This window comes from Rhodococcus sp. NPDC056516 (assembly GCF_042794655.1).
Classification (GTDB): Bacteria; Actinomycetota; Actinomycetes; order Mycobacteriales; family Mycobacteriaceae; genus Rhodococcus_F.
Window position 1 is genome coordinate 119,465 of sequence record NZ_JBHTTG010000001.1, and the last position, 18,475, is coordinate 137,939.

General features: G+C 62.8%; 19 protein-coding genes. 10 read left to right on the forward strand and 9 right to left on the reverse strand.

From position 1 onward, the window contains the following. Nucleotides 1–59: 59 nt before the first annotated feature. Nucleotides 60–1,493: an amidase gene (locus ACFQ6Y_RS00535; protein WP_378627683.1), complete on the forward strand. Its 1,434-nt coding sequence runs from the start codon at nucleotides 60–62 to the stop codon at nucleotides 1,491–1,493. Here ACFQ6Y_RS00535 and ACFQ6Y_RS00540 read toward each other — a convergent pair. The 4 genes from ACFQ6Y_RS00540 to ACFQ6Y_RS00555 are packed head-to-tail and all read right to left on the reverse strand — an operon-like array spanning nucleotide 1,490 to nucleotide 3,465. Continuing rightward, complete coding sequence (locus tag ACFQ6Y_RS00540; protein ID WP_378627687.1) at nucleotides 1,490–2,128, reverse strand: DUF5701 family protein; 639 nt, start codon at nucleotides 2,126–2,128, stop codon at nucleotides 1,490–1,492. The two genes, ACFQ6Y_RS00535 and ACFQ6Y_RS00540, sit on opposite strands and share 4 nt — an antisense overlap. 10 nt (nucleotides 2,129–2,138) lie before the next feature. Further along, entirely contained in the window at nucleotides 2,139–2,783 is a 645-nt protein-coding gene (locus ACFQ6Y_RS00545; RefSeq protein WP_378541644.1) for a TetR/AcrR family transcriptional regulator, read from the reverse strand. Then, the gene (locus ACFQ6Y_RS00550; RefSeq protein ID WP_378530453.1) at nucleotides 2,771–3,034 is read right to left on the reverse strand and encodes a hypothetical protein; all 264 of its coding nucleotides are present in this window, start codon (nucleotides 3,032–3,034) and stop codon (nucleotides 2,771–2,773) included. The genes ACFQ6Y_RS00545 and ACFQ6Y_RS00550 overlap by 13 nt, the downstream gene beginning before the upstream one ends. Beyond that, complete coding sequence (locus ACFQ6Y_RS00555; protein ID WP_378541646.1) at nucleotides 3,031–3,465, reverse strand: hypothetical protein; 435 nt, start codon at nucleotides 3,463–3,465, stop codon at nucleotides 3,031–3,033. The genes ACFQ6Y_RS00550 and ACFQ6Y_RS00555 overlap by 4 nt, the downstream gene beginning before the upstream one ends. 154 nt (nucleotides 3,466–3,619) lie before the next feature. Between ACFQ6Y_RS00555 and ACFQ6Y_RS00560 the strand changes: the two genes are divergently transcribed. After that, nucleotides 3,620–4,948, forward strand: coding sequence for a diacylglycerol/lipid kinase family protein (locus ACFQ6Y_RS00560; RefSeq protein ID WP_378627690.1), 1,329 nt, complete (start codon nucleotides 3,620–3,622; stop codon nucleotides 4,946–4,948). Nucleotides 4,949–5,061: 113 nt separating this feature from the next. Continuing rightward, on the forward strand, nucleotides 5,062–6,636 hold the full coding sequence (locus tag ACFQ6Y_RS00565; RefSeq protein WP_378627694.1) for a carboxylesterase/lipase family protein: 1,575 nt from the start codon (nucleotides 5,062–5,064) through the stop codon (nucleotides 6,634–6,636). Here ACFQ6Y_RS00565 and ACFQ6Y_RS00570 read toward each other — a convergent pair. Beyond that, nucleotides 6,629–8,587: a BTAD domain-containing putative transcriptional regulator gene (locus ACFQ6Y_RS00570; protein WP_378627697.1), complete on the reverse strand. Its 1,959-nt coding sequence runs from the start codon at nucleotides 8,585–8,587 to the stop codon at nucleotides 6,629–6,631. The genes ACFQ6Y_RS00565 and ACFQ6Y_RS00570 overlap by 8 nt on opposite strands. A gap of 98 nt (nucleotides 8,588–8,685) precedes the next feature. On the opposite strand from ACFQ6Y_RS00570, the gene ACFQ6Y_RS00575 reads away from it, so the two are divergent. Further along, nucleotides 8,686–9,564: an alpha/beta fold hydrolase gene (locus ACFQ6Y_RS00575; RefSeq protein WP_378627700.1), complete on the forward strand. Its 879-nt coding sequence runs from the start codon at nucleotides 8,686–8,688 to the stop codon at nucleotides 9,562–9,564. On the opposite strand, the gene ACFQ6Y_RS00580 is transcribed toward ACFQ6Y_RS00575, so the two are convergent. Next, a complete protein-coding gene (locus tag ACFQ6Y_RS00580) occupies nucleotides 9,565–10,542 on the reverse strand; it encodes an ABC transporter substrate-binding protein (RefSeq protein WP_378627703.1) in 978 nt (325 codons plus the stop codon). It lies immediately after the preceding gene. Between the two features lie 244 nt (nucleotides 10,543–10,786). Here ACFQ6Y_RS00580 and ACFQ6Y_RS00585 point away from each other — a divergent pair, with 244 nt between their 5' ends. From ACFQ6Y_RS00585 to ACFQ6Y_RS00595, 3 genes are read left to right on the forward strand one after another with little or no spacing between them, the layout of a single operon-like run. Beyond that, a complete protein-coding gene (locus ACFQ6Y_RS00585) occupies nucleotides 10,787–12,340 on the forward strand; it encodes a Rieske 2Fe-2S domain-containing protein (protein ID WP_378627706.1) in 1,554 nt (517 codons plus the stop codon). A 14-nt stretch (nucleotides 12,341–12,354) separates the two neighbouring features. Next, entirely contained in the window at nucleotides 12,355–13,020 is a 666-nt protein-coding gene (locus ACFQ6Y_RS00590) for a YoaK family protein (RefSeq protein ID WP_378627710.1), read from the forward strand. Nucleotides 13,021–13,060: 40 nt separating this feature from the next. Then, nucleotides 13,061–14,689: a cation:proton antiporter gene (locus ACFQ6Y_RS00595; protein ID WP_378627714.1), complete on the forward strand. Its 1,629-nt coding sequence runs from the start codon at nucleotides 13,061–13,063 to the stop codon at nucleotides 14,687–14,689. On the opposite strand, the gene ACFQ6Y_RS00600 is transcribed toward ACFQ6Y_RS00595, so the two are convergent. Further along, nucleotides 14,690–15,127, reverse strand: a complete 438-nt coding sequence (locus ACFQ6Y_RS00600) for a DUF2867 domain-containing protein (protein ID WP_378530487.1) — start codon at nucleotides 15,125–15,127, stop codon at nucleotides 14,690–14,692. 53 nt (nucleotides 15,128–15,180) lie between these two features. Between ACFQ6Y_RS00600 and ACFQ6Y_RS00605 the strand changes: the two genes are divergently transcribed. Both ACFQ6Y_RS00605 and ACFQ6Y_RS00610 read left to right on the forward strand, forming a co-directional pair. Then, on the forward strand, nucleotides 15,181–15,753 hold the full coding sequence (locus tag ACFQ6Y_RS00605; protein WP_378627717.1) for a TetR/AcrR family transcriptional regulator: 573 nt from the start codon (nucleotides 15,181–15,183) through the stop codon (nucleotides 15,751–15,753). Nucleotides 15,754–15,932: 179 nt separating this feature from the next. Beyond that, nucleotides 15,933–16,061 carry a hypothetical protein gene (locus ACFQ6Y_RS00610; protein ID WP_003943237.1) on the forward strand — a complete coding sequence of 43 codons (129 nt, stop codon included), beginning with the start codon at nucleotides 15,933–15,935 and terminating at the stop codon, nucleotides 16,059–16,061. 60 nt (nucleotides 16,062–16,121) lie between these two features. Here ACFQ6Y_RS00610 and ACFQ6Y_RS00615 read toward each other — a convergent pair whose 3' ends face one another. After that, on the reverse strand, nucleotides 16,122–17,006 hold the full coding sequence (locus ACFQ6Y_RS00615) for an NAD(P)H-binding protein (RefSeq protein ID WP_378627721.1): 885 nt from the start codon (nucleotides 17,004–17,006) through the stop codon (nucleotides 16,122–16,124). Between the two features lie 56 nt (nucleotides 17,007–17,062). On the opposite strand from ACFQ6Y_RS00615, the gene ACFQ6Y_RS00620 reads away from it, so the two are divergent. Then, nucleotides 17,063–17,389 (forward strand): helix-turn-helix domain-containing protein, encoded by a 327-nt coding sequence (locus tag ACFQ6Y_RS00620; RefSeq protein ID WP_019745900.1) that lies wholly within the window; start codon nucleotides 17,063–17,065, stop codon nucleotides 17,387–17,389. Between the two features lie 7 nt (nucleotides 17,390–17,396). On the opposite strand, the gene ACFQ6Y_RS00625 is transcribed toward ACFQ6Y_RS00620, so the two are convergent. After that, nucleotides 17,397–18,458: an alpha/beta hydrolase gene (locus ACFQ6Y_RS00625; RefSeq protein ID WP_378627724.1), complete on the reverse strand. Its 1,062-nt coding sequence runs from the start codon at nucleotides 18,456–18,458 to the stop codon at nucleotides 17,397–17,399. Nucleotides 18,459–18,475: the final 17 nt, after the last annotated feature.

An 18,475-nucleotide genomic window follows, 5' to 3' on the forward strand; every position in this document is an offset into this window, starting at 1 on the left:
AATAGCGATACGCGTATCGAAATTACAAGTGTCTATCGACCTACAAGGAGTGCTGCCCGATGACTGATCTCCATCAACTGTCCGCCGTCGAACTTGCCAGTGTGATCGCCGCCAAGCAGGTCTCCATTCCCGAGGTAACCAGGTACTTCGTCGACCGTGCGACCACTTCCGACGACGTGGGCGCGTTCACGACGATTGCCGAGGAGCATGCAGTTGCACTGGCCGAACAAGCCCAGCTCAGGCTGGACGAGCGGGACGCCGGACCGCTTCCGCGCCTGTTCGGCGTTCCGACTGCAATCAAGGATCTCGACGCTACTCGCGGCATCCGCACGACCTTCGGATCGGCGCTGTTTCGGGACTTCGTGCCCGATGCCGACGACGAGATCGTCGAGGCGATCCGCGAAGGTGGGCTGATCGACATCGGAAAGACCACAGTGCCCGAGTTCGGGGCGGCGTGTTATACCGAGCCGGAAGTTGCTCCGCCCGCTCGCAGTCCGTTCGATCGCACACGAAGTGCCGCCGGCAGCAGTGGTGGTGCGGCGGCCGCCGTGGGCGCTGGTCTGGTGCCGTTTGCCCAGGGAAGTGACACGGCGGGGTCGTTGCGTTCTCCGGCAAGTGCGTGCGGTGTGGTGGGCCTCAAGCCGAGCCGCGGTTTGATCACGATGGGAGTGGCAGGGCACGACAACTTCGGATTTGCGAGCAAGGGGCCGATCGCCCGGACAGTTCGCGATACCGCTGCGCTGTTGGACGTTCTGGCAACGCGACCTGGCGCGGGCACTATCCACCCGCCTCGGCCGAAGTCGTTCGAAGAGTTTGTCGTACAGGCTGGGGGAGTGCAAGCTCGCCCCTTGACCGTCGCTCTTGCTCACGGATCGGTCTCCGGCGGAGCCGTGGATCCGCAGCTCTCGGATGCTGTGTCGAAGGTTGGTACTGTACTGGAGGAGCTGGGACACAATGTGTTCGAGCGACCGCAAGCCCGCGATGACGTCTTTGTTGATGCCTTCACCAAAATGTTCTCATCCTTGGCCGGCACCAAGCCGATCCCGGAAGAATACGAACACCTTCTCCGTCCGATTGTGCAGCACTTGCGAGTTCAAGCAAGCGAGGTGCCGTCCGGCGATCTGGCAGCGGCCATTGGTGTGGTGCAAGCATGGGCGCGGCGATGGAGCCTCGACTACGCCGACGCCGATCTTGTCGTCACCCCGACTGTGACCAAGCCGCCGCTTGCGATCGGGGAGTTGCGCAACGACGAAGACCCCGCGACCGAACTGATCGACATGGTCGCATTCACCGGAAACACTATCGTCGCCAACGCAACTGGATTCCCGTCGATCAGCTTGCCGCTCGGTTGGACGGAAGACGGTGTTCCGCTCGGCGTGATGATCTCCGCGAAGTGGGGTTGTGACGCGGAATTGCTCTCGGCCGCTGCACTGCTCGAGGCCGCGATGCCGTGGAAGGATCGGTACCGATTCGACCGCGCAACCGTGCTCTAGTTCGGGAGCGGTACCCGGTCGCTCGCCGATGCAAAGCCCAACCACGTGTGGCGGTTGCCCCACCAACACCACCCGACTTTCGGGGCGTTGCGGTTGTCTTTGCCATCCCGACCGGTTCCGTTGCTGATCCACACGGCGGGAGTTCTGGTGTCGAAAGATCCGTCAGGCTTACGCAATCGGGAACCGATGGTCATGAAGCACTTTCCGCGTTCGAGAATGTCGGGGCGCTGCAACAACCAGTGGATGCCTTCCGTAAGCGTCAGCGGCGTACGGTCTGCGTCGACGATTGCGGGCAGCGCTTCGTCCGGGCTCCAATTTGCCAGGTGGTCCCCACGGTCGACTTCACCGAGCAGATGCAATGCGCTTTCGGGCAGCATTGCCTGCTCGGTGGGTGCGAACAAATCAACATCCGCCATGTCGACGACAACGAATCCGCTTTTGCTCTTGTGCCTGAGCAGTGGAGTCAGAACTGAAGCTGGAGCCAGTTTTTCGTGGACGGTAAGCAATCCCGCGTCACCGTGTCCGGCTGCGGCGGCCGCCCTGACGTCGTTGGCGGAAAGTCCGGCCATCTCGTGCACTCCGAGTTCGATCAATCGCTCGGCCTGCTGATCGATGGGTGGGAGGTCGAAGTGCATACCTGCGATCCTACCGATCGTGGGCAGGCCGATCAGTGGGTTCGGCGGCGAGGGAAGTCGGCCACGCAACGCCCAACGCGCGCATGATGAACGGGACGGTGGTCGCTACGACGGTGTCCACGCGGTCGCCGGCCATGAGCATCGGGCGCCGGCTTTCCACGCAGGCGAGGATGAGTTGCGCGGAGGCGGCTGCATCGGAATCGACAAAGACACCGGCGTCAACACCTTCCTGGACGAGCTGTTCGACCAGAACCGACAGCGGGACAATACGTTCGAGAAATCGTTCGCGATCCTGCGCGGACAACAATTCGACCAATGCGATTCCCGTGAATCGCTGCAGCGAGAACTCGACGAGCGTCAGTTTGACGAGGATTTCGAGTCGGTCGACAGGATTCTCGCGATCCGCGAGTTCGCGCTCGGCCAGGAGTAGGAATCTCTCCATTTCGCGGGTGGACCAGGCGAGCAGTAACGCAGATTTGTCGGGGAAGTAGTTGTACACCGCTGTCCGCGAGACGCCGGCTGCCTGGGCCACAGTCTGCAGCTTCACGTTCTGCCAGCCCTGCTCGTGAAGTTCGCGAATGAAGGCGTCCAGCATGGCTTCTCGGGTGGCGACCTTGTGCTCCGCGGTTGTCGCGCCACCGGTCAACTTCGGCATGATCGATCCTCCTGTGTCTGATTCACGGTCACGGGGAGGTCGAACAGATCCGCAACAAGGCGTGGATCACCTTGCCACATCGAGACTGGTACGAGCATCATCTGCTGCGCGATCGAGCGTACGGATCGGCTGACCTCCTGCTCTTCGGCGGGGGTGAGCGTCGTGCGTTTGCGCAAACGCTCCATCTCCGCCGCAGTCAGATCAGTGATCCATTCTTCGGCCGCAAGCGAGAGGGGTGAATCCGGTGTCACGACCGATCCAACTCGGCACTGGAGAACCGCGAAGTCATCACTGACAGCGTGATGACGGCTACGACCGAGACGGCGTGTGCCGCCGCCAGCCAGAGCGACTCGGGTGCATGTTTGTGGAGTGTCGGCGCCATCAGCATGGCCATGAGGAGGGCGAGACCCGACAACATCGCGGGACCGTCGGGTCGGCCGACAAGCAGGGTGACCAGAAGAACGAGCGCGACGACGCCGCAGGCCACATCTGCAGGCGGGTACGTTGCCGGAACGATTCCGCGGACAGTGTCGGTGAAGGTCAGCCCGATCGTCACCAATTGCGCAAGACCTGTCGCGCCGGCCAACCAGGCCGTCCACCGCAGGCCGTGGAGACCGGCTTTCCGAGTCCCGGTCAGGTGAGCTTCCGGAGATCCCCATGCTGCGGTTGTCGGTGTTGTCACGGGCCTGCTCCTTTTTATGACGAGGTGTCGTCATAACGTATCAGCGCATGAATGGTGGGTTTCCGAGGGCTGGTTATTGGCTAGTCCTGAGGGAGCAGACACGGAAGTATCAACACTTGAATAGCCGGCCAGTCGGACTGCGGGAGGTGGCTCGATGACGACCCCTGTCCGTACGGATCGGCCTTCGTCAAAACAGCGTTGGTTGGCGCGCGCGGCATTTGCGGCGTTGGCCTTGTCGGTTGGGGTGCTTCTGACCTTCGCCGGCTTGAAGACCCTGACGATGCTGCTCCTGGGGATCGGCGGCGTGATTGTGTGCGTCGTGGCGGTGTACTGGTTTCTGACGACCCGCGGGTTTCTGCGCTGGATCTCGTTGGCGGTGGCGGTACTGACGCCGATCGTGGTGCTCACCTTCCTGGTCCGAGAACGCCTCCTGTGGGTGGTGCTCCTCGCGATCGGATTGTTCGTCGTAGCCGGTATCTTCGCTCGCACCGCCTTGGAGGGGGAGGAGAAGGAATTGCCGGTTGTCGAGCGACCGGCACCGCCGCCCGTCAAACCGTTCTTCGTGATGAACCCGAACTCTGGCGGTGGCAAGGTCGAGAAGTTCGACTTGAAACGCAAGGCCGAGGAACGGGGGGCCACGGTCGTACTGCTCGAGGGGCCCGAGAAGATCGATGTGACGGCCTTGGCCAGGCAGGCGGTCGCGGATGGCGCCGACCTGCTCGGCGTTGCCGGTGGTGACGGGACGCAGGCACTGGTGGCCGCTGTCGCGGCCGAACACGATCTGCCCTTCCTCGTCGTCAGCGCGGGAACGCGCAACCACTTCGCAGCCGACCTGGGTCTCGACCTCGAGGATCCGTCACGATGCCTCGACGCACTTGTCGACGGCGTCGAGGTCACGGTCGATCTGGGGAATGTCGGCGGTAGAACCTTCGTCAACAACGCATCGTTCGGTGCATACGCCGAGGTCGTCCAGAGTCCGGAATACCGCGACGCCAAGACCAGTACCTTCCTGCAGATGCTCCCGGATCTGCTCGCCGGACGTGCCGGAGCGGTACTGACTGCCCGCTCCCCGAGCGTGTCCGCGATCGGGCCCCAGGCGGTGTTGATCAGCAACGGACCGTATGAGATGAACGACTTGGCGGGGCTCGGCCATCGCCCGCGTTTGGACCGGGGCACTCTCGGGATCGTCGCGATCTCGGTTGTCAGCGCCCGTCAGGCCGTCGGGTTGCTCCATCGGGCGCATCAGCACGGGCTGGCCCAGGGCACCGGATTCGAGGTGATCATCGACGCCGACACCGATGAGATTCCGGTCGGCGTCGACGGCGAGGCTCTCGTGATGCCAACTCCCGTCAGGTGCACAGTCAGCCCACAGGCACTGCGGGTCAGAGTCCCCCGAGATCGTCCGGGCGTCCGTCGACCCAGGCATGCCTGGGATCTGGTCCGGTTGCGAGAGTTGGCGAAGTTCACGAAATCCGGTGCATGACCTGGCCGATGGCCTTGCGTGACTGCCAGCAGAGTGAATCCGGCAAACATGTCCGTTTTGTACCGGATGCTGGCAGCATTGAGTGCCGGTACGGATCCTCGAGGAGCAATCGAATGACGATCACCCCCAGCGAAGCGCCGGTAGTCGAGACAACGTTCGGGCCGGTTCGAGGATCGACGAAAGGCGCGGTATCGAGTTGGAAGGGTATCCGCTACGCGGCGCCTCCGGTCGGTCCACTGCGATTTCGTGCACCGGTTCCGCCGCAGCCGTGGACCGAGATCCAGGATGCAACTGAATTCGGGCCGTGCGAGCCGCAAAGTCGACTCGCGATGATCCCGCTCGGTGAGAATGTTCCGATGGACGAAGACTGCCTGTTCCTCAACGTGTGGGCGCCGGGTCCCGTCGGTTCTGAAGCTCCGGGTAAACCGGTCATGGTCTGGATTCACGGCGGCGCGTACTTCCGCGGCGCATCCAGCCAACCACTTTTCGACGCAACCACATTGGTTGAAAACGGTGACGTAGTCGTAGTCTCGATCAACTACCGGATCGGTGTGTTCGGCTTCGTCGATTTCTCGTCCTTCAACTCGAGTGAACATACCTTCGAGCCCAATGTCGCGCTCCGCGACATGATTGCAGCACTGCAGTGGGTTCAGGACAACATCGCGGCTTTCGGTGGCGATCCGAATCGAGTGACGCTGTTCGGTGAGTCGGCAGGCGGCGGCGCCGTGACGACGCTGATGACCGTCCCGTCCGCGCGCGGCCTGTTTCATCGCGCCATCGCCGAAAGTTCGCCCGCCACTTCGGTGTACGGGAGTGAACGCGGCGAGATCGTCGCGAAGCTGTTTCTCGAGATCTTCAGTGGCGGAGGCGATCTGGGCCTGTTGCGGTCTACGTCCGCCGAAGACTTGGTCGGGCCTTCGGACGAGTTGTTTGCTCGCGTCCCGCAAGAGACGCCGGGAACCCTTGCGTTCGCGCCTATTGTCGACGGTGATCTGCTCCCCGACTACCCGGTGCGAGCGTTTCGTCACGGCAACGCACACCCGATTCCGCTCATCATCGGGACCAACAGGGACGAGTCTTCGCTCTTCCGGATGATGAAGTCGCCGTTGATGCCGATCGATCCCGTCGTGATCACGTCGATGTTCGCGGAGATCGCCGACGAGCACCCAGGGCTCGAGTTACCCGATCATTCCCAGATCGAAGGGGCATACTCGGGGCTGTCGAAGCTGGGCGCCGGCCTCGGTCTGACCCGTGACTTCGGATTCCGTCTGCCGACACTGTGGATTGCCGAGGCGCACAGCAAGATTGCACCGACGTGGTTATATCGCTTCGACTACGCGCCGCCGATGCTCAAGGCACTGAAGATCGGTGCGACCCACGGCACCGAACTTGCCTACGTCTTCGGCAACATCAATCACGGAGCGCGGGACATCACCTACAAGTTGGGTGGGCTGAGCGCGGCGCGTCGTGTATCGGAGCGTATGCAGGCGAGGTGGTTGGACTTCGCCAGAGCTGCAGGCGATTACGCCGCCGGGACTGATCGTGAACTGGGTACAGATCCAAGGTGGCCAACGTACGACACCGACCGACGTGCGACGTTGTTGATCGACAAGCACGATGCCGTTGTCGCTGACCTCGACCGCGAGATCCGGGAGGCGTGGGGTGACACGGTGATCGCATTCACCTGACGGGTCCGACCGAGCCCAGCTCGGCGAGATAGTCCGAGACAGGTCCCGCAGTGAGCATTCCGCTTCCAGCGCCGGCAATTTCGGATGCGGCAGACAGGAGTGCCGCTCGGGCTCGCTCCTTGACTCGGCTGTCGCCGACCGCAGTCGCCGCAGCAGCAGTCAGGCACCACAGTGCCTCGGAGAGTAAATCTTTAGGCGGGTCTGGCAATGCGTCGACTGCCTGGGCGGCCTCGTTCACCTCTCCGTGTGCGAGAAAGAGGTGTGGCCGGGCCCAGGGTTCGTACGGGCCCCACTGCGTCGTGGCGTCGAACCTTGCCGGCAAACCGCGCCACACTCGGAGTGACAGAATTGCGAGAGGGAGTATTCCGTCCTCGAGTCCGGGCATGCCGGAATCGTAAAGGTTCACCGCCGCAGCTTCGTACAGCTTCTCGCAGTGAGCCGCATCCGCTCCGGTAGCGGCCGTTCGCATTGCGCGGAACCAGGTGGTGAACACCGCTGCCAACGGCCGTTCGTGACGTCCAGCCAATCGGTCAACTGTCTCGGCATGTAGCTCGGCTGCAGCGAATTGCCCCAGTGCACCGAGGGCTTGCATGCGGATCAGATGGCCGAGGATCTCGAAGGTGGCCAGGCCGTGTCGAACGGAGAGGTCTACCAGTTCACGGCCGATGCCGTCGCGCTCGGAGGCCAGACCGGTAGTCCAGAACGTCTGCATGAACAACCCGTTCAGAGCAAACGCCAAGAGTCCTGGATCGTCGAGAGCACGACCGATCTGTACTGCAGCACGGGCACATTCGAGCCCGCGATGATCGGGCAGTCCGCGCGATTCGAGTGCGATCGTCGCCAACAGTCTGGCCCGAGCGGGTTCGTTGCCGTCCGGAAGGCGATCGAGGGTGCGCTGTGCGGCCTCGACGATCCGCGCAGCCTGCCGAGGATCGTCGGATCGTGTCCAGATTCCGGGCACGTCGTAGTTGCCGATGATCCGTGCGGTGAGTTCGACATCGTCCAATTGTTCAGCGGCGCCGATGACTGTCAGTCGCTGGTTTCGGGCAGTCTCGAGTCCGCTTCCGCCGGCAACTGCCAAACTTCGGAGGAGGCCGACGGTTGACTCCAATCTCGATTTCGATCCGGCCTCTACGGTCCTGTCGTACGCTGCCGAAACCTGAGTGAAGATCTGTTCTGCCCCTACAGGATCCAGGTGCGTCTCCCGGCGGAGAATGTCGGACTCGAGGTCGTTCAGTCGTGGACCAGGGTCGATGCCCAACTCTTCGGCGAGTAACCTTCGTGCGCGACGAAGGACTGCCAGAGCATCGCCCTGACGGTGGGAGCGGTACAGTGCGAGGGCGAGTAATCGCCAACCCTCCTCTCGCCAAGGGTGTTCCGTCACGTGGGCATCCAGATCGGGAATCGCTTCGGCGGCTTGCCCGAGATCCAGTTGGGTGGACGCCAAGTGTTCGACGGCCGTCAGACGCAGTTCCTCCAAGCGCGATCGCTCCGTTCGGACCCAAGGCTCGTCGGCGAACTCCGCGTAGGCCGGCCCTCTCCACAGCTGCAGCGCGGTTCGGAGCAGTTCGAGTGCTTGCGCCGACGTCGAATCGGCGGCCTCACGCACCAGCCTTTCGAATTCCCAAGCGTCGACCGCGTCGGGTGCAGCATGGAAGGCGTAGCCAGGCCCTTCGGTGACAATGACTTTCGGCTTCGTTCGCGGCGCACGATCCGGTTCGAGCGCGCGTCTCAGTGCGGAAACGAACGTACGTATTGCGCTGGTCGCCCCGGCCGGAGGATCGACCCAGAGGTCGTCGACGATCACGTCCACCGGAACGACACGTCCACGGGCGACGATCAGACGAGCGAGGACGGCTCGGTGTCGTGGACCCTTCAGAGCAATCTGGTGTGAAGACTGGTTCCACGCGACCACGGGTCCGAGAACTCCGAAAAATGTGTGGTCTCGCATTTCCCCACGCTATCGCGCTCATCGAACGCTCATCGACTCCGGCGAGGCTGATTGCCATCACCCCGACTTGCCATCACCCCTACAAACGAGAGCGACCGATGACGATCACCATTCCAGGCTTCGAGTACCAGCAGATTTCTACAACAGACGGGGTGCGGCTCAACGTCGCGGTCGGCGGAAGCGGGACACCACTCGTGCTTCTCCACGGCTTCCCCCAGACTCACCTCATGTGGCGTCACGTCGCGACCGCATTGGCGTCGGATCACACCGTCATCTGCCCAGATCTGCGCGGCTACGGAGCCAGCGACAAACCGATCGAGGAAAACGCCGACACCTACTCCAAAAGAACAATGGCTACCGAGATCGTCGAGGTGGCGAGGAGATTGGGACACGAGAAGTTCGCCCTCGTCGGCCATGATCGTGGCGCACTGGTTGCCATCAGAGCGGGGCTGGATCACCCAGATGTGATCACGCATCTCGGTTCGTTGGACGTGCTCCCCACCTTGGATATGTGGGACATCCTGCACGGGTCAAATGCTGCTGTTGCATTCCATCTGTATCTCATGGCTCAGCCGCCCGGTCTCCCCGAGCAGATGATCAGCGCCAGCGCCGACGCGTTCTTCGAGTACTTTCTCGACGCGTGGACGCAAAACCGCGAGGCGATTCCGGCTGACGTGCGGGCGGAATACCTGCGTGCCTCACGGGAGGCGGTGCCCTCGATCGTTGCCGATTACCGGGCGTCGGCAGGCATCGACATCGAACACGATCAGGCCGATCGCGATGCGGGCAACCAACTGCACATGCCGGTCACGGTCATCCAGCAGGACTGGGGTTCGATGCTCGGTTACGACGCCGAGGCCCTGTGGAAAGCGTGGGCGCCCGATCTCGAGCACCGCACGCTGTCCGCTGGTCACTTCATGGCAGAGGAGGCGCCTGCCGAAGTGGTCGACGCGATCCGCACCCTGCTGAAGAGGTAGTCAGCGCTTGACCCCGGCAGCCAAGTCGTCGACGAGGACCTTGGCAGTCAAGGCGTATCCCGCGGCCTTGTAGTAGTCGAACGGAATCACGCGACCGGCCTGTGCGGCGGGCAGTCGCTGCCACGTAGGCGAGGTGTACACGCTGCCGGAGGCGCTGCGATCCAAGGCGAAGATGACGTCGGCTTCTTCGAGACGGTTGAACTGCTCCGACCCGAGCATCACGCGAAGGTCAGGGCCTTCACGGAGCACCTCGAGCCCGAGGTCCTCGGCGACGGCGGTGCGGAAATCGTTCTGGAACCACGCGATTTGATCCTCCGCGGCAGCCACGAAGGCAACCTTCTTGCCGGCCATCAGCGGTTCGACGGTCGGGCGGACCTGAGCTACGTGGGCGTCGTAGTCGGCGAGTACTTCTTCGGCGCGATCGCTGCGCCCGATGCCGGTGAGGAAGTCCGACATGACCTTGCGCCACTCCGGTGTGAAGTCCTTGCCGACGGGCAGGACCGGTGCAATCTGCTGCATCCGGTCGTTGCCGTACGACCCGGTGTCCCACCAGCCTGCGCTGAGGACGAGGAGGTCGGCGCCGAGGGTCGAGATGTATTCGAAGTTGGGATCGGAAGCACCTTCGGCGAAGATCTCGACACCCGTGGCATCCGGGACCTCACGGCGCAGGTGTTTGGCTGCGCCGGTCGGGTAGGCGGTCACCGGGTATCCGGCGAGGATCGACAATTCGAGGCCGTCCCGAGGGTCGAGGGCGACGACGTTCTGTGGGTCCGTCGGAATGATCAGCTTCTCGTCGCCGCGGGTGAACGCGAAGGTCTCCGCGTTCTCGGGCGTCGAACTTTCCGTGCTGGCGCAGGCGGCGAGAAACGCGGTCGCAGCGACGCCCGCGCCGACGCCGAAGAAACCGCGTCGCGTCAGGTTGTCCACGATCGCCCAGTAGTCGTGATCGGTCGTGGAGGGAGAAAGGAGTCGAGTCATGCTTGTTAGGTTAGCCTTAGGGGCTGGCCTCGGGAATGCTGAAACAGCCCCCACGAGCGCCAAGAAATACGGCGAACACGCCAGCGTGGAGAGTGTTGTCGGCGTCACCTACCTGTCTGATTCACAACCCACTTTTGACCTCTGACGTGCATGACGTCACAACCGGCCGCCTCCTCGATCGCGATTTGGCCCTGATCGCGCCGACTATGCTGGGTTGACCAGCAGTACGATTTCGGAGGTTGCAATGCAGATCACCAGCGTCGGCCACGCAGGATTTCACATCCAGACCGAGGCCGGATCCATCCTGTGTGATCCCTGGGTGACCCCGACGTATTTTGCGTCCTGGGTGCCGTTCCCCGACAACACCGAGTTGGACTGGGACGCTCTCGGCAACTGCGATTACCTCTACGTCTCGCACCTGCACAAGGACCACTTCGATCCGAAGAATCTGATCGCGCACGTCAACAAGGACGCCACCGTCCTGCTCCCCGATTACCCGGTGCCGGACCTCAAGCGTGAGCTCGAGAAGCTCGGCTTCCACAAGTTCTTCGAGACCGAAGACTCCGTCAAGCACACCGTCAGCGGTCCCAAGGGCGACCTCGACATCATGATCATCGCTTTGCGCGCTCCCGCAGACGGTCCGATCGGTGACTCGGGCCTCGTCGTCTCGGACGGGGAAACCACCTGTTTCAACATGAACGACGCCAGGCCCGTCGACCTGGACCCACTGACCGACGCCTTCGGGAAGGTCGACATCCATCTGCTGCAGTACTCGGGCGCGATCTGGTACCCGATGGTCTACGACATCCCGAAGGGCACCAAGCGCAACTTCGGCAAGCAGAAGCGTCAGCGTGGCATGGACCGCTGCCGTAACTACATCTCTCAGGTCGACGCTGCCTGGGTGGTCCCGTCGGCCGGCCCGCCGGTCTTCCTCGACGACGACCTGCGCTACCTCAACGACGATCACGGCGACGAGGGAAACATCTTTCCCGACCAGATCACGTTCCTCGAGCAGATGCGCATCAACGGCAACGATCGCGGTCTGCTGATGATCCCCGGCTCGGCCGTCGAACTTCGCGGTAGCGAGAAGGTCGCGCTGACGCATCCCATCCCGGACGCAGACGTCGACAAGATCTTCTCCAACAAGGCCGAGTACATCGAGAAGATGGCGGAGAAGATGGCCCCGGTCATCGCCGCGCAGAAGGCCACGTGGGCTCCGGCCGAAGGCGAGCCACTGCTCGACGGTCTCAAGGCCAAGTTCGAGCCGATCATGGCTCAGTCCGATCTCATCTGCGACGGAATCGGCTACCCCGTCGGACTGGTGATGGGGGAGGAGACCGTTGTCCTCGACTTCCCGAAGCGGATCGTTCGTGAACCCATCGACGGAGAAGGTAAGTACCGCTACGGCTTCCGCATCGCTCCCGAACTGGTTCGCACTGTTCTGCGTGACGACGAGCCCGACTGGGTCAACACCATCTTCCTGTCGACGCGCTTCACGGCGTGGCGCATCGGTGGCTACAACGAATTCCTCTACACGTTCTTCAAGTGCCTCACCGATGAACGCATCGCCTACGCCGACGGCTGGTTCGCCGAGGCCCACGACGACAGCGCGTCTATCGAGCTGGGCGGGTACGAGATTCAGCGTCGTTGCCCCCACCTCAAGGCTGATCTGTCGAAGTTCGGTGTCGTCGACGGCACCAACCTCACCTGCGATCTGCACGGCTGGCAGTGGGATCTCGAGACCGGCCGCTGCAAGACGTCCAAGGGTCACGAGCTGCGCACCAGCAAGCTGAGCTGAACCGAGCTCGTCGGGTGACGGGATACAGCAGGTCGCTGATCGGCCTGGCGACAGCGCTCGCCGGGTTGGCCGGTTACGTCGACGCGCTCGGATTCATCACGCTCGGTGGGCCTTTCGTTTCGTTCATGAGCGGCAACATGACGCAGGCGAGCGTCGCATTTGCCGACGGAGTGTGGGCGGCCGCGCGGGTGGCCGGCGGGATCATCGTGCTCTTCCTCCTGGGAATCGCGTTGGGAACCGTCGTCACCCACTTCACGGAGCGGTACTCCGTCCGGACCCGCAAGGTCACGGTGCTCGCGGTTGTGGCCGGGCTGCTGGCCATCGGTTCGGTGATGAGCAGCCTCGACATCACCCCCGGCGCGATCTCGTCGATGGCTTTGGCAATGGGAGCCGTCAACTCGGTGTTCCAGCGCGACGGCGAGGTGACGATCGGCGTCACGTACATGACCGGTGCGCTGGTCAAGATGGGCCAGCGTCTGACCGGAGCCTTTCTCGGCGGCCCGAAGTGGGCGTGGCTGCAGCACTTCGGGATGTGCGCGGGTTTGATCGCCGGCGCGGTAATCGGTGCGTTGGTTCATCGGTGGATCGGCCTTCACGCTCTGTGGCCTGCGTCGGCATTCACGGTTGTTCTGGTCGCCGTTGCCTGGCGGGTCTCGCCCCCGGCGCCGGCGCAGGTGTAGAAAGAGCCAGACACACAAGCTGGGGGTACAGGGGGACGCAGTGGATGCTCTGATCATCGTGGTGCTCGGTCTGCTCGGAATCGTCGCGGCCTCGACGCTCGGAGCGCGTATCGGAGTCGCAGCACCGCTGATTCTGGTGATGGCCGGGATCGTTGTCAGCCTCCTACCCTTTGTCCCAGCGGTGGACATCGACCCGGAATGGATTCTGGCAGGCGTGCTTCCGCCACTGCTGTACTCCGCCTCGGTCTCGATGCCGTCGATGGAGTTTCGGCGTGAGTTCGGTGCCATCGGTGGGCTTTCCGTTCTGCTCGTTGTCGTGAGTGCGCTTGTTCTCGGTGTGTTCTTCTCTTGGGTGATACCAGGACTGGGCATCTGGTGGGGCATTGCACTCGGTGCGATCGTGAGTCCGACGGATGCCGTCGCGACATCTATCGTCAAGAAGCTCCCGGTCTCGCCGCGGGTGGTGTCGATCCTCGAAGGCGAAAGCCTGCTCAACGACGCCACCGCTCTGGTTCTGTTGCGTACTGCCATCGCCGGCGCCGCCGCGTCGGTGTCACTGTGGAGTGTGTTGGGCAAGTTCGCTTTTGCCGTGGTTGTGGCCGCGGTCATCGGTGTTGTCGTCGGCAAGGTCAACCTGATGGTTCGTGCACGTGTCACCGATTCGACGGTCAACACGGTCATCTCGTTCACGGTGCCGTTTCTGGCGGCGATCCCCGCCGAAGAGTTGGGTGCGTCAGGGTTGGTTGCTGCCGTCGTGGCTGGGCTCGTCACCGGCTACGACGCTCCTCGGAAGCTGTCACCGCGACATCGGTTGTCGGACTCCCAGAACTGGCGCACAGTCGAATTGGTCCTCGAAGGCGCGATCTTCCTGGTGATGGGCCTGGAACTCTCGTCGATAGTCGACGATGTCCGGGTCGACCACGAGGGCATATCCACGGCGGTCTTCGTGGCGGCGGGGGCTCTGTTCCTCACGATCTTGGTGCGTGCTCTGTACGTAGCCCCGCTCCTGCGAGCGCTCCAAGCGCGGGCGAGATTTCGTGAACGTATGAAGCCCAGACTCTCCGACATCGCGAATCGACTCGACAATCCGGAAGACTACCCGCCAGACGAACGACGCCGCAGTAGGCGTCGGGAGCCTTCGGCGAGCCAGATGGAACGGTTCAAGATTCGGGTGCGGCGCACGGTTGCCGATATCGACTACTACCTCGCTGCGCCGCTGGGATGGCGTGAAGGCACGATTGTCATCTGGGCCGGCATGCGCGGGGCGGTCACTTTGGCTGCCGCGCAGACTCTGCCGGAAGACACCCCGAGTCGATCGCTCCTGATCTTGGTTGCGTTCCTGGTGGCAGCAGGCTCGTTGATCCTTCAGGGCGGGACGTTGAAGCGCGTCGTAGTGGCGGTCGGTCCGGCAGCACAGGACCTCACCGATTCCGAACTAGACGAGCATCGCAGGTTGCTCGAGCTTCTCGAAGATGCGTCGGCGAGTGTCGTTCTGCCAGAGGGTCGGTCGAAGAAGAGGATCCGTCTCGACGTGATCGACGCGCAGCGTCAAGCGTTACTCGACGCGCGGGACGACGGCCTGTTCGACGCACGGATGCTCGGATCGGCACTTGCCGCGCTGGATGCCGATCAGATCAGTCTCGAACTCAAGGGCGGTCCGGACGGTTGATCACGTGCACAGCCTCTTTCGCGCCGACGTCATCATCGCCCGAGTGATGACGCCGTGCAGTATCTGAACGGGTGCGAAGTAGATTCGGCCCGCTCTATTCTTCAGCTCCACGGCAGTGACGACGTGCAAGAGGCCGGCGTCGTTGTCGGCCTGAACCGAGGCGACAAATCGTAGGTGTTTCTCGTCCGCTTCGATGAGGGCCTCGCCGTCGGCGATTTTGTCGACGGCAAAGGTGTCGGGGCGTCCCTGGGCGATACCGAGCAATCCGACTACCCGCTCCCTCAACCAGAACATCGCGAGAACTGGAGCGGGGACATTTCTGACGTCGAAGACTGCCTGTGCCCACTCCTCGGAAGTATGGGTCGGAACAGGCGGGATGGTGATCGTGGTGGCCTCTGCCCAGTCCGGCGCAGGCATGGCCTTGAAAGCGAGTGTCATTTCGTCCTCCGTACGGTGCCGTATGGAACCTACCCATACGGTACCGTACGGAGGTGACGAATGCCCGCGCCCGACTTTCTCGCGACCAGTGGATCGATGCAGCTTTCCAGGCTCTGGCCAGCCATGGGCCTGATGCAGTTGCCGTGGAAAAGGTGGCGCGCACGCTCGGATCGACCAAGGGTTCCTTCTATTGGCACTTCGCCAACCGCGACGAGTTGCTGCAGGCTGCGCTCGATCGGTGGGAAGTTGTGGCAACCGAGAGACTGATCTCGTCCGTCGAGTCCTCTGGTGAACCGGCGGAGGCGCGATTGCGTCGTCTGGTGGATTCGGTCACGACCGGATTGGCCGATCGCCGTGCGGAGTTGGAACTACTTGCCGGGATCGACCATCCATTGGTTTCGGCGGCGGTTCGACGTGTCACCGAGCGTCGCGTCGCGTACATCGTGACGTTGTTGGCCGATCTGGGTATGGACAGGCACAAGGCGGAACATCGTGGCGTACTTGCATATTCGATGTACCTGGGGCAGATGCAGCTGGTGCACAGTGCGCCCGATGCGGTTCCTCGCAGCGGTGCGGACCGTCACGCACTCGCCGACGAGTTCGTGAACATGGTTCTAGCTAGGTAAGTCCGCCGTCGAACTCGGCGTGATCTGCGCATCACCCTGCGCTTTCAGGTGAGGGACCACACATTGCGCGTAACCCATAGTTACAGATACTTTGAGGTCAGCTGAAGTGGGGTGCCGGATATGTCGGCATTTCCCGGAGGCGCAAAACCGTTTCACGACAGGAAGAAAGGTGACTCACCATGAGCGTTGTGCTTATTTCGTTGCTGGTCGCCGCTGGACTCACCGTGCTGGCCACCAGTGACGGTGCCGGTCTGGACTTCGGGAGTCGGCAGCTGAACCGCCAGTTGAAGACCCGCACGCACCGGTAACCCCGGAAAACGGCCGGCTCCACCCGATCCTTCGCGGAGCCGGCCGTTTGCGCTGTCCGGTCAGTTCACCCCGAGATCTGTCAGCCAGGCCTGGGTGTTGCGTGCATTGATGCCCAGGACAGCGGCAGAACCCGTCGCCGAGTCGAACGCGACGTTGTCGGCAGTTGCGAGTCCTGCGTAGAGTTGAGCAACCCCGGTCGCCGCGCCCGCTCCGATGATCGGCGCAATCGACGCGCCGAACTTCTCGGGTGTCACGGCTTCGAAAGTTACCGCGCGCGAGAAGTGTTCGGCGAAAGCCTCGGCCAATTCGTTGCCGGTGATCGCCGGAATCTGTCCGATGTCGACTGCGTCCGGTGCTACGTCGAGAGTCAGGGCCGCAACGGCTGCATCAGCGACATCGAGGTGCGAACCCCATGCGACCGCGAGATCGGCACGCAATGGGTACCGCAGGACGCCTTCGTCTTTCACTCCCGACAGCACGGTAGGCAGAAGCAAATTTTCGAGGAACAGTCGCGGGGTAAGGACGGTCACCGCGATTCCTTCAGCGCGAAGCCCGTCGACGAGCTCGGAGAGAACGGGTGTGTTGGGGCCGGTAAGCGGCGAAGTAGCGTCGCCGATCACCGTGCCGCTGGTCGAGATCACGAACCGCGAAGGACGTGCCGCTTTCGCTGCTGCCAGAACGTTTCGGGCGTAACCCGCGAGCGTCTCGGGGTCGCCGGCGAGTGGCAGATGGAAGAACACTCCGTCTGCCGCGCGATACGCGTCGGTGAGAGAGTTGACGGACGTATTGTCCGCGACGACGGTGTTCGCGCCCTCGAACGTCTGGTCAGGGTTACGGGTGATTGCTCGGACCTCGGCGTCGGCGGATCCTTCGAGAGCCGCGACCAACCCTGCGAGAACGGGAGAACCTTGAGCGCCGGTGGCGCCATGCACTGTGTAAGTCATGACGCCTATAGTTCACATCGGGAACCAGTTACTTCAAGTGAACTAATGGGGAATCGATGAGTGAATCAGGTCACGTACTTCCGGAGTGTGGCGTTGCGCGCTTCCTGCTGGTCTTGGACGGACCGTGGGCAACACTGATCGTTCGTGAGCTCACGCACGGCCCGATGCGCTTCACCGAACTACGACGCGCTCTGCCTGGCATCAGTCCCAGGACACTCTCAGCCAGGCTCAAGCGTTTCGAGGAGTTCGACCTGGTGACCCGGACCGCCTACGCCGAGGTACCGCCGCGGGTGGAGTACGAACTCACCGCGACGGGGATGGAACTGCGCTCAGTGCTCGAAGCGATGGTCGAGTGGGCGGATCTGGCACTCCCCGTTTCGTGACCTGCCCTCAACGTGGGCCCGAAAGTCCCATCCGCAGAGCGCCGCAGGCCTCGAACATCGCATCTTGGCCGGTATGGCCGACACCGGTGGTGTTGACGAAGGCGTGGATCAATCCACTGTGACGCCTCAGCGCGACCGGAACTCCGGCCTCTCGCAGCCGGTTCGCGTATTCCTCACCTTCGTCGCGCAGTGGGTCGAAACCGGCGACGGCAACGTAGGCCGGCGGCAGGCCGGCCAGATCCGGGGTGAGCAGCGGGGAGACTCGCGGGTCGAGAGCCGAAGCGCCGCCCGACAGGTAATGGGCTGCATACCAATCCAGTTGGGCGTCGGTGAGGAAGAATTCGGTGCCGAACATTTTGTGCGACGGACGCTTCGAGGAAAGGTCCACCCAGGGAAAGAAGAGCAGCTGAAATGCAGGCTTGACGTCGTCTTCGGTCGTGGACTGCGCGACGACGGCAGCCAAGTTCCCACCCGCGCTGTCTCCGCCTACCGCAATGGATTTCGGATCTGCACCCAGATCTGTGGCATGTTCGACGCAGTACCGGAATGCGGTGACGGCGTCATCGACCCCGGCGGGGAAGGGGTACTCCGGCGCTAACCGGTAATCCACCGACAACACACTGACTTCGCCGTGACGGGCCAGGAAGCGGCAAACACTGTCGCCGCTTTCGAGGCTGCCGAGGACGAACCCGCCGCCGTGGAAGTACACCAAAAGTGGAGCGGGCGTTGGCACCCCGGCCGGTCGATACAGTCGTGCGGGAATGGAGTGGTCCGCGGCCGGGATCTCGATGTCACGAACCGTCTCGATGTCGATAGGAGCACCGCCGAACAGTCGCGATTCGGCGTCGATCTGAGCCCGTCCCTCTTCGACCGGAAGATGCTCGAAGCTCGTGCCCTCGACTGCCGAGAGCAATCGCAGTGCAAGTTGGATCTCGGGGTGCAGAGTCTGCCCGTCGATTTCCTTCGGCTTGCCGCCGAGAATGCGCTGCGCGCCGGTCGGCAGGGCACCAACGACGTCGAGAACCACCCGCGCGACACGATCTTGGACAGACACCTTCTCCGTGGACATACTTGCCTTCCGTCGGC